Below are 15,560 nucleotides of genomic sequence, written 5' to 3'. Positions count from 1 at the left end.
CTTCAATGAACTGTGCGACAAGTTAGGCCAGATGTGCGGAAGATAGCAAAAGTCAGGAGTTGGAGATCACTGTACGTAGCCGGACCATGAGTCTCTGTCTCGTTTACCGGACCAACCACTCCATCCATCGGTGAACGACTGGAAGCAAACTTGGCAGGGCCGCGACGTACACGGCCACTGCGACGAGAAGAGTGGCACTCGAACCGTACTTCGCCTGCATTCTGGACCGCGAAGGTACTTCCAATGCTTCTTGTAGATGCTGTATCCGAACTGCCAGCGTGGAGGAACCGTCGGCAGGCGGAATCAGATGGCAGGCGGCGACGGAAAAGGCGTCGATTGGAACCGCTTTCAATCTACCCACCTTCACGATGGCTGAGCTGAGTTCAAGCGGCGAAGTTCCGTAGCGCAACGCGTTTGCATCCGCAACCAACTCGGCGGCGGCTGACCAGGCGGCGTCTATTTTGCCTAAAGACACGAAGAAGGATGGCAGCCTCGTGAACTTCAAAACAAATTGCTTAAGGTTATCCAACGAATGCATGTGCCCCAACTCGTGAGCGATCGCCGCAAGCAATTCTTCCGCCGTTAGGGTGGCAAGCGCTGCTTTTCCGGCAAAGACTTTTGGACGCAGAATGCCTGCAACTGCAATGATTGAATCCGGGGTCTGAAGCTGGTATACGGGGACCGAAGCAGAAATCGGCAGCCGCTCAGACGTCTGCATCCACTTCTTTACGGTCTTCCTGGAACGGAAAAGAAATTTTGCGCAGCGCATGCTGAGAAAAACGAGAATTGCTAGTGCAAGGCTGGCAAGAACAATCAAGTACGGCTCCGGCGCCTCTACTGATCGCTTCGGTTCGAGTAACAGGAATGACGGCAGAGCCAGCCCGAGGGTTGTAGCCAATCCTAAGGCGACCGGAAATACCCGGATTGAAAATAACAGTCCAGGCCAGTAAAGAAGTTGAGCTTTGTCCGTAAATCGCCAGATTAGCCACGCAGCCGCGTTAGCGACAAGAGAACCCGTAGCAATAGTGATGAAGAACACCGCCAGGGAAAGAACCACGCACAATAACCAAAATGCATTCATTTAGAGAGCCGTAAAGTGCGCTTCTTCGCTTTGACCAACTCATCAAGGTCGTCGAGCAGCTTTCGGTCGGCATCGGTCACGTAATCGACGAAGCAAGACAACAGCGCCTGCTTGCTGCCACTCTCCTCGACCGCGATGCCGAACAAATGTTGAGCAAGTTGTTGGTTGTAGTCACGCTTGCTTACTGTCGGCGTGTAATAAAAGGCACGACCCAAGGCACGTCGATCCAGAAGACCTTTCTTGAAGAGACGATCGAGCGTCGTCATCACCGTTGTGTACGCCAATCGCGGCGCGATCTCATTGTGAAGGTCGCGAACACTGGTCTCGCCGCGAGCCCAAATTCGCTCCATCAACTCCGATTCCAGAGCGCCCAGCTGCTCTACTAGTGCTTGCGGCGCGCCAAACTTCCGCTTAAGCCACATTGTTTTCTCCGTTCGCGTCAGTATAAGACCGGAGCGCGGAAAACAGCTAGAAGTTGAGTCTTGCTTGAAACTGCAGCGAACGAGCCGGTAACTGATTCGTGATTCCAACCAACGGCTCACCTATTACACTCTGACCATTCGCTCCGAGCGGGGGAGTCGCGCCATTTCCAAATGCGCCATTGAATCCCACAAAGTTGGGATGATTAAAGATATTGAATGCTTCAGCGCGCAATGTTAGTTGCACGCGCTCAGGGCCTAATGCAAATGGCCGCTCAATCATCGGCGAGACATCGTAGATGGCACTTCCCCGCCCTGCATTTCTGCCGACAATCACTCCATTAATCAGGGGACGGTCAGCTGTCGCGCCGGGATCGCCGAAGTTATTTGCTCCAGTTGTGAGGTTGTAGGGAAGGCCCGACGCCAGCGTGGCGACGCCGCCAATGGTAATCTTCAGCGGACCTACATAGAACCCGCTCAGCACAAAACGGTGGCGCTGATCGAAGATGGCGTTCCCGTACTCCGCATAGCCAGTGATATTCGGATCGTTCGGGTTCTGTCCAGGCACATCGGGATCGACGTTATCCGTTGAGTGCGACCAGGTGTAGCTCGCGAGCATGAGGAAGCGATTCGTGAAGCGATGATTGAGGTTAATGTTCACCGCCTGATAGAAGGCAAATCCGTTGTTCACATCGCTTAGAATCTGTGCGTATGCAGGTTGTGGGTTGGTGGCTCGAATTGGATTGCATTGCGTACCAAGTTGGTTGTAGAACGCAATCCACAGTGGACGAGTGCAGTTAGCAGCCTGTGCAGTGCGCACAGACTGCGTTCCAGCACTTGTACTGGTCCGGACGAACGAAGTCGGAGAATCCACGTCCAAGGGACGAACAATTTTGAGCGTGTGCGAGCCTACGTAGTCGACGGATAGCAGCCAGTTGGGTGCGAGCTGACGTTGAACTCCCAAAGTCCATTGCTCGGAATAAGGGTTCAGCAGGGCATTGGGATATGCGACCAACGTCGATACTGGAAAGAACTGGCTATAGTACGAAGCTCTGCCGGGACGAATATAAAGGTTGCGAACCGGCATCTGCGCGCCCGATGGGAATGCGGACAGCGGTGCCGCGGATACGCTGCCTGGAAAACCTACCTGCCCTGCGCCGGCAGTGAAGTTGAAGAACCCGGCTGGCCCTGACAGCGCATAGTTTGCTTGGGAATTGTTGATAACTTGCGAGTAATAAATTCCGAACCCGCCCCGCAACACTGTTTTGCCTTGTCCTCGAAGGTTGTGGGCAAATCCGATTCGTGGAGCAAAACCCTTGCGAGCGTCAGTGAACGTTTGCTGCTCGTAGCGCAATCCCAGATTCAACGTGAGATTCGGGAAAATTCGGAAATTATCCTGCGCGAACAGCGCCCAAAGGGTGTCATTAACGGTATAGGTAGCGTTGCCGTAGCTTTGCGTATAGCTGCTCACATTCGCGATGTCGCCGATGTATGCCTGGCTCTCGCAGGCTGTGACTCCCAGGCCGCACGCTTTATATGTAAAGGCCCCCAGAAAGCTTGGCCCTCCGAATTCCTTTCCATTACCGCCATTGTGCGCGTGGATCACGTCAGCCCCAAATCGCAACTCGTGACGTCCCTTGGAAACCGACAGCGTATCGCTGAACTCGTACTGACGATTCTGCAGCTGCGCGGATTGCGACGTTCCGCTCACGAAATTGCCTAGGCCTGTGATCGGCACGATGTACTGTGTGCTGAAGATGAAAGGATCAAACTCTGTAATCGGCGATGCCAATTGGAATTGCAAACGCACATTGTTGATGAGCGAAGACTTCAGCACCGCAGTTTCACCTAATTCTTCGGAATAAGTTCGTCGCTTAAAAATGCGATCGACCGTCGGCAGACTATTGCCTCCAACCGCACCATTCGGGTTCGTGTCATGAAAACTGTCAGCGCTGCTGCGGAAGAAGAGGCTGTTGCGCTCATTAATCTGGTGATCGACACGCGCGAATGCGAGCCATCCGCGGTAATGCCCCTCGAATGGCCCCGGTGCGACCGGCGAGATCACCGGCGAGGTACGGTTTTGCCAGGTGTATTCCCCGGAAATGAAAAAATGAGTGCGCCCGCTCGAACCAATCGGGCCGCCGAGAGAGGCTGAAGTCTGCATAAGGGAATCGTCAGTAATGGCATTGCCATTGGGAGCGTTCGCAGGCGTAAATCCCGAGAGTTTGGCCTGCGTATCGGATGGACGAAACAATTCGAGAGCTTCACCATGAAAGTCGCTGCTTCCAGTTTTTGTGACAATGTTCACTACTCCGCCGGTCGTCGCGCCATATTCCGCAGAGAATGCGTTTTCGAGAACGGTCATCTCTTGCACACTTGCGAGCGGAAGGTTCGTAAACACGGTTTGTCTGCCCCAACTATCGTTACCCGAACTGCCATCGACTTCAAAAGATGTTTGCCTTCTGCCTGAACCATTGGTTGTGAACAGGTTCTGGTTCATGAACACGTCGCCTTGATTAAGCGCTGGACGATTCGCGGCGTTCAGCAAAGGAAGGTACGTGATTCGGCGATTCAGAAGAGGCGTCTCTCGCGTCTGCTTCGCATCGACGCGCTCACCGAGTTGAGGCTCATCGGTTAGAACATCACCGACTATTCCGGTCACTTCGATAACAGTTGACCCGGCCGATGCACTCAGCTGCAGATTCATCTCAGCCGTGCGTCCGCCCCCGAGAGTCAGGTTTTCAACTCGCGCATCGGCAAAGCCGGTCTTGCCGGCCGTAATTGTGTAACTGCCCGTTACTGGCAGGGCGCCAAGAGAAAACTTGCCCAGGCTATTAGTTTCTACGCTCCGCCGGAGTCCGGTCACGTTATTGGTAGCCGTTACGCGAACAGCGGTGACTACAGCGTGCGTTGAATCCACAACCTGTCCCACAATGGTCGCGGTATCTGGTGTCTGCGCGATACTGGGTGCCGGACGGAGAAGAAACGCGGAGATCGTAATAAAGATTGAGAAGATTTTTCTCATCTGGAACATGTTCAGTCCAGAGCGTACAAGCGACCCTTGCTTACTACCAAGGCTCGTAGGGAACTTCAGTGTTCAACGGGAAGGGGCGAGCGACTCCATTCATAGAAGGAGCCATCGTACATACGGGACTTATATCCCAAATATTTCGCTACGAAGTAGCTGAAAGAAGACTGCATACCGGTCCGGCAATAGGTAATGACTTCTTTGCCTGCAGAGGCTCCTGACGCGCGGAATAGCTCCCGCAGCTCGTCTGCTGATTTCAGTTCGGGAATGGAGTTGTTTAGTAGAAGATTTTGCCAATAAATGCCCACAGAGTTGGGAATATGCCCGGCCTTCGACACGTCCCTTGAGAACTTCGCGCCTGTATATTCGTCGTTCGGACGGGCATCTATCAGTACTGCTTCCTTCTTCTTCGATCGTGAGTACTCAGTCATTTCCGCAAGGCTGACAAGAATCTCAGGGTGCGAGTGAGTCTCTAGATGACTAACTCCTACCGGGGGAGCAGACATTGATTCCACACGGTGTTCGGCTCGCCATTTTTCAAGACCGCCGTCCAAGAGTGCCGCTCGATCAGCAAGCCCTAGATAGTCCAAAGTAAGATAGGCGCGAGCAGCCAGCATTCCCGCGTGTTCCCCATAAAGAATGATGCGCGACTCATTACTGATTCCGGCGCGTTCAAAAACACGCTGGAGAGCGCTCACCTCAGCCAGTTCGTTCGGAATGCCGTCCCGGGTGGTCACGATTTCTGTTAGCTGAACAATGCGAGAGCCAGGAATGTGACCGGACGAATAAAACTGCTCACTCTCCACGATGCACAAAATAACCACATTGGAATCGTGCAGATGATGAGCCAACCATTCCGTAGTTACTAACATGTCGCTTCTGATGGGATTCCTCGATTCTGCTGCATGAATCGACAGACTGAGAGTACTCGTCAGCAGGAGTAAGCCAAGGAATTTCCAACAGGTCTGTTTAACTCTTTCCGGCAGATTCAACGCGGAGAGTTCCCCTTAACTGACGCCAAGTGTTCGACGTCGTCCCACTGATAGAACGAGCCATCGAACATGGAGACGTCGTAGCCGAGATATTTCGCCACAAAATACATATGCGAGGCCTGCAAGCCGATTTCACAATAAGTTATTAGCTTATGCCCTGTTGCAATGCCTCTCGAAGCAAACAATCGGCGCAAATTATTGGGGGTCAGAAAAATCGGTTTGTTCGAACTCGCAACGGTGTCTTCCCAAAAGATATTGGCGGCTCCTGGAAGATGTCCCGCCGTATAACGCTTTTGGGGACGCGAATCCACAAGGATCACTTGTGAGGGGGGTTGCGAAGCGACCTTCGCATCCGTGAGTAAAGCGAGCTCCGACTCATTTACGTGCGGAGTGACTCTTCCCTTGATTATTCTAGGTTCGTCCGCCGTCACCGGACGGTTCTCCGCCTTCCATTGCGCAAGACTTCCATCCAGTAACGCAGTATTTGTGTGTCCGAAGTAGTCGAGCGTGAAGAATGCTCGCGAGGCTACTGGATACCAGTCTGTCGTATAGACTACAACGCGAGTGTCGTCGTTAATTCCCAATTCCTCGAAGGATTGCCTGAGCTTCTCAACCGTTGGCAATTCAACCATCAGCCCGGTATGCCCAGTGGTGAAATCGTTCGTACTCAGGAAGCGGGCCGTTGGGATGTGTTCTTTCTGATAAGCGCTGCGGTCGTGTCCAACCTGAAGAACAACCACGTTTGCATCGTTCAGGTGATCAGCCAACCACGCGGTTGAAACCAGCATCTCAGGGTGGGCCACGATATCCGAGGCGCAGCACAAGCTGCTCAATGCAAAGATGGAGGAAGAAATAACTGCGACGGCCAAGCCTCGTGCGCGAGGGATCACGTACGATGTCTCCTCTAATTAGAATGATTTCTCTTAAGGCCGAGCAATCTTCTCTCCAGTCGAATGTCTATATAAGTCCTTTTGTTCCTGACGACGCAGGCGACGGCAGGAGAACCGAGCCGACCGAAGCGCGACCGGAGTGTCCGATTGCGGTCACCTGAAACCAATGCGTACCGCCAACTGTCGGTGGTCCCTTACCGTTCTAAACGGTCACAGTTCAACGCTTCCAATTTGGTTACCAAAGTGATCCTGCCCAATGAGTTCGCTAGAGCTATGACTTCCTGCATTGGAAATACTTATCTTGCTCGATTCAGGCGCCTTGGCTGCGCTCGCGGACGGAGTGTATCTGTTGCCCGTTTGTTCGCCATCACGCACCCTGCTTGAGGTACGCGACCTCTCTGTCTCCTATGCGACGCGGGGTGGAACTCGTGTCATCCTGGAAGCCCTCAACTGCGAGGTCCACAGTGGCGAAGTCGTGGGGCTGCAAGGACGGTCCGGGTGCGGCAAGACATCAGCCGCATTGGCTATTTTGGGACTCCTTCCGTATGGCGCGATTGCGCGCGGCGAGGTGCTCTTTCGCGGAAACGACTTGCTAAAGCTTAAGGAGTCTGAGCTCCGCAAAATCCGTGGGCGGGAAGCTTCAATTATCTATCAAGAGCCCGCTCTTGCGTTAAGTCCGGTAATGCGCGTAGGCGATCAGATCGCTAAGGTGCTTCGAGCTCATAGCGCACTGGATTGGCAAGGGTGCCAGCAGCAAGCACGGCAGGTTTTGAACCAAGTCAAACTTGGTGCAGATCGTCACTATCGGGCATATCCGCACGAGTTGAGCGGGGGCGAATGTCATCGCGTCGTGCTGGCCCAAGCGTTGATATGCCGCCCAGCGCTCGTAATTGCCGATGAACCGACAACGGGTCTCGACGTTTCGTTAAAAAACGAAATTCTGGACCTTATTGCGATTCTGAGACGCGAGACTGGAGCGGCGTTCCTGGTGATTAGTCATGATCGCGCTGTCACAGACAGGCTGGCGGATCGGACAATCAGTTTACCTTTCAGTAATGGTAATGAAACTGGGATGTCCATCAGCGTGCCGGCCGCGGCAAAGCAAGGCTTCTCGCCGCCGCAAGCAACACCTCTCATTGCGGTGCGGAATCTGAGTAAGTGCTATCAGCCTCGTGGATTGTTTCAAACAAGGAGCGCCTCCAAGCAGGCACTTCATTCCGTGAACTTAAGCATCCCGCGAGGATCATTGACCGCCCTGGTGGGCCCCTCTGCTTCGGGAAAATCAACACTAGCCCGTTGCATGGCATTGCTGGAAGAAGCCGATGCGGGAGAGATTGTTTTCGAGGATAAAAACCTCCTTTGCTTACCATTGCAACAGCTGCGTGCGTTTCGCCCGCGCCTGCAATACGTTTCTCAGGATCCAGCAGCGGCCCTGAACCCACGGATGTCGGCTGCAGAAGTTATAGCCGAGCCGCTCGTAATTCAAAATCGCAGTAGTCGTTCCGACAGAAGGAGACGGGCCGAATTATTGATGGAGCAAACAGGACTAGACCCTTCGTTCGCAGATCGATCCTGCCATGAATTCAGCGGCGGCCAAAAGCAACGGTTAGTTATCGCGCGAGCCCTGGTGCTTGAACCCAGCCTGCTGATCTTCGACGAGTCCCTCTCAGGTCTTGACCCTCAAACTCAAGAGGAGATACTTGGGTTACTGCTAAGTCTCCGACGGAAACTCGGAATTACGCAGCTACTCATCTCTCATGACATGGAGCTTGTCTCGAAGGTCGCCGAGCGTGTCCTGATCATGCGAGCCGGTAACATCGTGGAAGAACACGAAGCGGCTGAAATTTGCAACATGAACGCCCGCGCAACGGAGCACTTCGTGGATGCTCAAACGAGGCAATCACTCGCACTTTCGGAGGTGAAATGAACGCTCTTCGCTTCCTGAAACGCCGCCTGGTGCACTCCGTGCTATTGCTTGCGACGATCTCGGTGCTCACATTTGGAATCGCGCAACTCGCTCCGGGCACATTCTTGGACGAGATGCGTGTAAATCCGCAAATTTCCGCTCAAACGATCAATGCCATTCGCATGCAGTACGGGCTCGATCAACCTCTACCGGTCCGCTACCTTCGGTGGATTGCATCTGCAGCTACGGGTGGCTTTGGCTATTCATTGGCGTACAACATGCCCGTCAGCAAGCTTCTGTGGACCAGACTGGGAAACACTCTTCTGCTGGGAACGACGGCCATGCTCATCGGGTGGACGCTGGCATTGCCTTTGGGAATTTGGTCCGCGTTCCGATCTCAGAGCTGGATCGATCGTGTCAATTCAGCAGTATCAACACTTCTTCTCGGTACTCCCGAACTGGCGCTAGCAATGTTCTTGATGTTCACTGCAGCCCACTTTGCAATGTTGCCGACTGGCGGAATGAGCTCACTGCCCACCGAAGGTGCAGCCTGGTTCGCTGTTCCTGACATGATTCGTCATCTACTAATTCCGGCAGTGGCTCTTGCCCTGACTGCGTCGCCTATCCTGTTTCGTCATGTTCGCTCAGCCATGCTGGAAGCGTGGAACTCCCCATTTGTTAACGCCGCTAAGGGACACGGGATTGGAAATAAACGCCTGCTCATGCAATACGCCCTACCGGCCGCCGCAAATCCACTCATCTCGCTTTTTGGGCTATCCCTGGCCGGATTACTAAGCGGATCATTCCTGATTGAAATCATCACCGGATGGCCGGGATTGGGACCTCTCTTTATTAATGCTGTTTTCGCTCGCGATCTTCACATCGTGATGGCCGTCGTCATGTTGTTTTCCGTTTTGCTGGTCTTCGCGAACCTTGCCAGCGACTTGTTTTTGTACGCGCTGGATCCGCGCGTGAGGGCTGAATGCTGAGCCGTCGGAAGATGTTCATCATCGTAACTGCCTTCGCGGCGGCCCATTGTGGAATCTTGTTCGCAGGGTTCTTTGCTCCCTATACGCCGGCAACACAGCACAGGGAATATGCCTACGCTGCGCCCACTAAGTTGCATTTCGTAGATGTCGCGGGCCATGTACATATTCGTCCGTTTGTTTACCCCTCAGTTCCTGTGGAAGGAGACGGGTTCCAATACCGTGAGGATCCCACTTCCACGTACCCCATTCGCCTCTTTAGTCGTAATTCAGATGGAACGCATCTTCTATCTGTGGATGCTCCGGCCCATTTGTTTCTATTCGGAACCGATGGCTATGGAAGAGACATTTTTTCGCGTGTCTTGTTTGGCGGACGTGTGTCGCTATTAGCCGCGAGCGTGGCAACTGTGTTGTCGCTGCTGATCGGAGTTGTGCTTGGCGGCGTCGCCGGACAGTTTGGCGGACTGTCAGATACGCTAGTCATGCGCGGCTCAGAACTCATTCTGGCCTTGCCCTGGATTTATTTATTGCTCGCGCTCCGCGCGTCTCTTCCTTTGCACGTAGATCCAACGAAAACTTTGATCCTTTTATCTGTTGTGGTCGGCGCAATGGGATGGGCACGTCCTGCGCGACTGATTCGTGGCGTGGTGCTCAGTGCTAGAGAGAGGCCCTTCGTTGCAGCAGCTCGAGGATTCGGAGCATCGGAGTGGTATCTATTGCGGTGTCATGTGCTTCCTCAGACACTGGGCATCATCACTACACAAGCCGTGGTTCTAATTCCACAATTCATTGCAGCAGAAGCCACGCTGTCTTTTCTTGGACTCGGGATTGGGGAGCCCATTCCCAGCTGGGGAAACATGCTCTCGGCATTTCAGCAGTTCCAAACTGTGAGCTCTTATTGGTGGATGGCGGCTCCGCTGGTGGCCCTGGTCACAGTATCAACCACATACTTTGTCCTCGCTGATGCACTGCACCAGGCTGGAGCCAGGATCAACTCAGGACGAAGCTATGCGTAAGCTCGCTCTTCTCATCTTTGCCGCGATCGTTGGGGGTGCCGCTTATGCATCATCGGCCCCGGCACCCGAGCGAATTCAGAAGGGCGAGGAGCTCCAAATCAGCTCAGCCGATGTTGGCCAGTATGGAGGCACGCTGGTCGTCGGACAACGGGCGGAGCCGAAAACGCTCAATCCAGTGACAGCCACTGACGGGCCAGCACGCGAGGTGATCGGCCGAATGATGGCCGATCTTGTGCACATCAATCGTGTAACTCAGCAGACAGAGCCTGCACTCGCAAGTTCGTGGAAGTTATCCAAGGATGGTCGCAGCTTCACCGTCAAGCTTCGCCGCGGCCTACGTTTTTCGGACGGCCGGCCCTTCAGTGCGGATGACGTAGTCTTCAGCTTTCGGGTGTATCTCGATGAAAAGGTCCTTTCTCCTAATCGCGACCTTCTGACAATTGGCGGCAAGCCAATCGTTGCGGTCAAGATCGACGATCACACGGTTCGCTTCGACATGTCCCGGCCCTACGCTGCGGCTGAGCGCATTTTCGACAGCGTGGCAATCCTTCCTGAACATGTGTTGTTGAAGACCTACGAGCAGGGATCGTTCAATCAGGCGCTGACACTCAACGCTGCTCCTGAAGCCGTAGTTGGATTGGGGCCGTTTCGGCTGAAGCAGTATGTGCCTGGCCAAAGACTAGTCTTAGAGCGAAATCCGTACTACTGGAAGGCCGACCGAAATGGTAATCGTCTACCCTACCTTGACGAGATTACGTTTCTCTTCGTCGGCAACGAAGATGCGCAGATTCTAAGATTCCAGTCCGGGGAAACCAGCGTCATCAGCCGCTTTAGCCCGGAAAATTATTCCTCAATGGCACGCGAGCAGCAGAGTCGTGGCTACGATCTGGTTGATCTCGGCCCGAGCCTTGAATACAACTTCCTGTTTTTCAATCTGAATGAACTGCCGCCCAACAAATTCTCCCAGATCTCTCAAGAGCAGGTTTGGTTTCGTGACCTGAAGTTTCGCGAGGCTGTCTCCCTCGCCATAGATCGCCAGAGCATCGTAAAGCTGGCTTACGGCGGACGCGGAGCGGCTATTTGGGGAAACGTGACTCCAGGGAACAAACTGTGGATCAATCGAGAGCTGCGGCATCCCGAACGCTCAATTCCACAGGCGAAGGAGCTATTGATGTCTGCGGGATTTTCTTGGGGCCAGGATGGAAAACTTGTTGATGCTAAGAAGAAACCGGTCGAATTCACGATTATCACGAGTTCTTCGAATACGCAGCGCCTGAAAATGGCGACGATTATTGCCGATGATCTCGCCCAACTTGGAATGAATGTGCACGTTGTGCCTCTTGAGTTTCGCGCCGTGGTGGATCGCGTTTTTCAATCGAACGACTACGAGGCATGCGTGCTTGGACTCGGCGGTGGCGATGCCGATCCCAATGGCGACATGAACGTTTGGATGTCGAATGGCAGCACGCATATTTGGAACATGCATGAGAGTAAGCCGGCAACCCCATGGGAAGCGAAGCTTGACGAGCTTCTGAATCAGCAATTGGTCACCATGGATTACAAGAAGCGCAAACGAATTTACGACGAAGTTCAGGCCATTATTGCCAGCAATTTGCCGTTTATTTTTTTAGCTAGTCCCGACGTGCTGGTAGGCGCTACTAAGCAAGTGGCAAATTTTCGCCCAGCCTCACTCGAACCATACGCCTTGTGGAATGCCGATGAACTCTATTTCCGCCAACAAGGAGTCACTGCAGCAAAGTGAGCGCAACCGCCAAACTTGCGAAAGAGTCTACGACCATCTGGTCTGATGAGCGTCTCGTAGAAGAATGCATTCGCGGCAATCAGGACGCATGGTCCGTGCTGATCGAAAAATACAAGAAGCTGATCTACTCGATTCCAGTGAAGTGGCAGCTCCCTCGAGAGGATGCCAACGATATTTTTCAGTCAGTGTGCGTCGATCTCTACTCGCAGTTATCTCGTTTACGCGAACCGCGAGCTCTGCCGAAGTGGCTCATTCAGACAACCGTGCACAAATGCTCGCGATGGCGCCAGCAACAGAGCCGGGTTTCGGACCAGGAAATTTCGGAAGATCTTGCATTAACCAATGTTACCGCCGGCACGATCATTGAGGAAGTACAGCGCGAGCAAATGTTGCGCGAGGCAATTGCGGCCGTATCCGGACGCTGCGCCGAAATGATCCAAATGCTCTTCTTCGATGTTCCCGCACTGCCGTACGAGCAGATCGCGCGCAAACTGGGGCTCGCTACCGGATCTATCGGGTTCATACGTGGGCGCTGCCTCGATCGCCTGAAGAAACAGCTTGTGTTGAAAGGATGGAAATGAGCGCAAGCGCTTCCATTGAGGCGACAAAATTCGTTCTGCAGGAGCTGGAGGCAATTTCTGACCCGCAGGCTCGCAGCGCGTTCGTTGCGGCCCGAAAGGATCAGTGGAACCTCAATACGATCGTAGATCTCGCAAATCACGCCCGAGAATTTTTGCGGATAGACGCGCGCCGGTCTCTCAATCTCGGAGAGCTGGCGATCGAGATCGCTAAAGTGATAGGAGATAAAGCGGCAACCGCCCACGCCATCCGAATCAAGGCCAACGCGCTACACGCGCTCGGCCAATATTCGTCGGCAGTTGAACTCCACAAGGAGGCGGTCCAATTATTTGATTCAGCAGGAGACGTGGCGGAGGTTGGAAGAACTCTAAGCGCCAGCATGCTTTCTTTGAACTTGTGCGGTGACTATGAGGCCGCCTTCTCAGCCGCCGAGCGCGCGCGGGTTATCTTCATGCAACTTGGCGACGAACTGCGGCTGTCGCGTCTCGAGATCAATACTGGGAATGTGTTCTATCGTCAGGACCGGTTCGCAGATGCGCTGGCATGTTACCGCCGTGCTTACGATGGCGTGATCAAGCACCGAAACAGCGAAGGCATCGCGGCGGTGCTCAGCAATCTTTCGGTTTGCCTCATCAGTCTCGGGCATTTTCACGAAGCGCTTGAGACCCATCAGCATGCGCGCGAGCATTGCGAGAAGAACGGCATGCCGCTGCTCGTCGCGCAGGCAGATTACAACATCGCCTATCTCTACTTTCTGCGCGGTGAGTATAGCCGCGCAATTGACATGCTGCGCTCCACACGACTGCGCTGCAATCAGATTGGCGATCGATACCATTACGGTCTCTGTAACCTTGATCTCGCGGAACTCTATCTGGAACTCAATCTGAGCGCCGAAGCGGCCGAGCTTTCGCGGCTTGGCTTTGCTGAATTCGAGGCTCTCCAGATGGGTTATGAATCCGCCAAGTGCCTGGCCTTCGAAGCCATCGCTATGGGCCAGCAGGGCCAGGCCTTCCAGAGCTTGAAGGTCTTTGCCCGTTCTCGAGAGATGTTCGCAAAGGAAAACAATCAGATCTGGCCTTCGCTGATTGATCTGTATCAGGCTCTCGTGTTGTTTAACGAGGGCAGACACTTCGAGGCTCGTCGACTGGCCAAGGCGGCTCTGGAGTTCTTTGATTCCTCCCTGCTGCAGGGAAAAGCCGTGTTATGCCGGCTATTGCTCGCGCGCATCGCCCAACGGACGAACGATCTTGCAGCCGCGCACAAAGAATGCAGCACTGCAATCGGGAGACTGAAAGACATGCAGGCTCCGATGTTGCGTCATCAGGCGTATCTGCTGATGGGGCAAATGCATTCTCTTTCGGGAAACAAGAAGGAAGCGTACGAATGCTTTCGGACTTCCCGCGAATCGCTGGAGATGTTGCGCAGCAATCTGCGCGGCCAGGAGCTCAAGTTAGCCTTTCTGAAGAACCGGCTCGAAGTCTATGAGTTGCTGGTGGACTCATGCCTCTCCATGCAATATGGCGGCAACTCGCTTGACGAGGCATTCGCATACATCGAAGAGGCCAAGTCGCGCACTCTGATGGATCAGATGCTGCAACCGGTGTACTCCAGCACAGACGAGAGCGGTCAAAGCGATCTGGTGCGTCGAATGCGCGGGCTGCGGGACGAGTTGAACTGGTATTACAGCCTGATCGAACTCGAACAGCTTCGCCCGGAGCAGCGGTCTCCAGAACACATCAAGCGATTGGAGGAACAGGTACGGGCGCGAGAAACAGATTTAATACGCGTCCTGCAGGAATCGAATCTTTCCGGAATTGAAAATCCGGAAATGCGAGCGACCAAGAATGTATCGATTGATGAAGTGCGCGCGGCCATCACTCCGGACACTCTTATCGTCGAGTACTTCCAGACAGGCGATCGCATTCTCGCCTGCCTGCTTGGGCGCGAGCGACTCCAAATCCTTCCTGTGACGGTGGCATCCCGAATCGGAAACGCATTGCGTTTACTGCAATTTCAACTCTCAAAGTTCCGGCTCGGAACTGAATACGCATCGGCATTTCGCGATTCGCTGATCCACTCTACGAACGCGCATTTGAAAACCTTATATGACGAACTCCTGGCGCCGATTCGTGACCGCATGGATGCGAGACATCTCCTCTTTGTGCCGCACGGATCGCTGCACTACGTTCCCTTTCACGCGTTGTTCGATGGAGCCAGGTATTTAATTGATGACCACACAGTCTCTTATGCGCCAAGCGCAAGCATCTACGCCGTCTGTACAAAGAAGGTGGTGAACAAGTCTGGAGCAGCGTTGTTAATGGGCGTCCCAGATCAGAATGCACCGTCAATACTTGCGGAATTGCGTTCTCTGTGCCAGATCCTGCCGCAGCCCAAGATGTTCGTTGGTAGATTCGCCAGTGAATACATCCTCAAAAGCGTCGCGCAAAGCGCACGGCTGATCCACATTGCAACACACGGCTATTTTCGTCAGGACAGTCCAATGTTCTCGTCTATTCGTATGGGCAGTTCCTATTTGAGCCTTTACGACTTGTATCAGTTGCACCTGCCAGTGGAGCTGGTGACCCTCAGCGGTTGTGCCACAGGCCTGAATGTAGTGGCAGCGGGAGATGAGTTGATCGGCCTGGCTCGCGGGTTGTTTCAGGCAGGCGCGCAATCCTTACTGTTGAGCTTGTGGGATGTCCACGATCAGAGCACGGCCGATTTCATGGCTGCCTTCTACCAACAGCTGACACAAGGCAAAGACAAGGCGAACTCGCTGCGCCAGGCGATGCTTCAGTTGCGCGAACGCTATCCCCATCCCTGTCAATGGGCTCCGTTCGTGCTGATGGGCAAATACACGGGTAGTCCAGCATGAGCAATTTTTTAAGCTTCGGCCTATAT

General features: G+C 53.8%; 11 protein-coding genes. 6 read left to right on the top strand and 5 right to left on the bottom strand.

The window, feature by feature from the left end:
- Nucleotides 1-103: 103 nt before the first annotated feature.
- The 5 genes from DMG62_14915 to DMG62_14895 all read right to left on the bottom strand — a co-directional run bounded on the left by DMG62_14915 (nt 104) and on the right by DMG62_14895 (nt 6,389).
- Entirely contained in the window at nt 104-1,081 is a 978-nt protein-coding gene (locus DMG62_14915) for a hypothetical protein (protein ID PYY22151.1), read from the bottom strand.
- On the bottom strand, nt 1,078-1,503 hold the full coding sequence (locus DMG62_14910; protein PYY22150.1) for a CopY family transcriptional regulator: 426 nt from the start codon (nt 1,501-1,503) through the stop codon (nt 1,078-1,080). The genes DMG62_14915 and DMG62_14910 overlap by 4 nt, the downstream gene beginning before the upstream one ends.
- Before the next feature lie 46 nt (nt 1,504-1,549).
- Entirely contained in the window at nt 1,550-4,534 is a 2,985-nt protein-coding gene (locus tag DMG62_14905; protein PYY22149.1) for a hypothetical protein, read from the bottom strand.
- Between the two features lie 56 nt (nt 4,535-4,590).
- A complete protein-coding gene (locus tag DMG62_14900) occupies nt 4,591-5,400 on the bottom strand; it encodes a hypothetical protein (protein PYY22148.1) in 810 nt (269 codons plus the stop codon).
- Nucleotides 5,401-5,516: 116 nt separating this feature from the next.
- Nucleotides 5,517-6,389 (bottom strand): hypothetical protein, encoded by an 873-nt coding sequence (locus tag DMG62_14895; GenBank protein ID PYY22147.1) that lies wholly within the window; start codon nt 6,387-6,389, stop codon nt 5,517-5,519.
- 307 nt (nt 6,390-6,696) lie between these two features.
- On the opposite strand from DMG62_14895, the gene DMG62_14890 reads away from it, so the two are divergent.
- From DMG62_14890 to DMG62_14865, 6 genes are read left to right on the top strand one after another with little or no spacing between them, the layout of a single operon-like run.
- The gene (locus DMG62_14890) at nt 6,697-8,337 is read left to right on the top strand and encodes an ABC transporter ATP-binding protein (protein ID PYY22146.1); all 1,641 of its coding nucleotides are present in this window, start codon (nt 6,697-6,699) and stop codon (nt 8,335-8,337) included.
- Nucleotides 8,334-9,305 carry an ABC transporter substrate-binding protein gene (locus DMG62_14885; GenBank protein PYY22145.1) on the top strand — a complete coding sequence of 324 codons (972 nt, stop codon included), beginning with the start codon at nt 8,334-8,336 and terminating at the stop codon, nt 9,303-9,305. The genes DMG62_14890 and DMG62_14885 overlap by 4 nt, the downstream gene beginning before the upstream one ends.
- Entirely contained in the window at nt 9,299-10,318 is a 1,020-nt protein-coding gene (locus DMG62_14880; protein ID PYY22144.1) for an ABC transporter permease, read from the top strand. Before DMG62_14885 ends, DMG62_14880 begins: the two co-directional genes overlap by 7 nt.
- Nucleotides 10,266-12,080, top strand: a complete 1,815-nt coding sequence (locus DMG62_14875) for a hypothetical protein (GenBank protein PYY22143.1) — start codon at nt 10,266-10,268, stop codon at nt 12,078-12,080. The genes DMG62_14880 and DMG62_14875 overlap by 53 nt, the downstream gene beginning before the upstream one ends.
- The gene (locus DMG62_14870; GenBank protein PYY22142.1) at nt 12,077-12,661 is read left to right on the top strand and encodes a hypothetical protein; all 585 of its coding nucleotides are present in this window, start codon (nt 12,077-12,079) and stop codon (nt 12,659-12,661) included. The genes DMG62_14875 and DMG62_14870 overlap by 4 nt, the downstream gene beginning before the upstream one ends.
- Nucleotides 12,652-15,534, top strand: a complete 2,883-nt coding sequence (locus tag DMG62_14865) for a hypothetical protein (GenBank protein PYY22141.1) — start codon at nt 12,652-12,654, stop codon at nt 15,532-15,534. The genes DMG62_14870 and DMG62_14865 overlap by 10 nt, the downstream gene beginning before the upstream one ends.
- The last annotated feature ends 26 nt before the right edge of the window (nt 15,535-15,560 follow it).

This window comes from Acidobacteriota bacterium (genome assembly GCA_003225175.1).
Classification (GTDB): domain Bacteria; phylum Acidobacteriota; class Terriglobia; order Terriglobales; family Acidobacteriaceae; genus Gp1-AA112.
This window is presented reverse-complemented; position numbering and strand designations above follow the sequence as displayed.

Coding starts and splice junctions, on each gene's coding strand:
- DMG62_14900 (PYY22148.1), bottom strand. CDS start 5,400: ATGTTAGTAACTACGGAATGGTTGGCTCATCATCTGCACGATTCCAAT.
- DMG62_14910 (PYY22150.1), bottom strand. CDS start 1,503: ATGTGGCTTAAGCGGAAGTTTGGCGCGCCGCAAGCACTAGTAGAGCAG.
- DMG62_14875 (PYY22143.1), top strand. CDS start 10,266: ATGCACTGCACCAGGCTGGAGCCAGGATCAACTCAGGACGAAGCTATG.
- DMG62_14885 (PYY22145.1), top strand. CDS start 8,334: ATGAACGCTCTTCGCTTCCTGAAACGCCGCCTGGTGCACTCCGTGCTA.
- DMG62_14880 (PYY22144.1), top strand. CDS start 9,299: ATGCTGAGCCGTCGGAAGATGTTCATCATCGTAACTGCCTTCGCGGCG.
- DMG62_14915 (PYY22151.1), bottom strand. CDS start 1,081: ATGAATGCATTTTGGTTATTGTGCGTGGTTCTTTCCCTGGCGGTGTTC.
- DMG62_14865 (PYY22141.1), top strand. CDS start 12,652: ATGGAAATGAGCGCAAGCGCTTCCATTGAGGCGACAAAATTCGTTCTG.
- DMG62_14905 (PYY22149.1), bottom strand. CDS start 4,534: ATGTTCCAGATGAGAAAAATCTTCTCAATCTTTATTACGATCTCCGCG.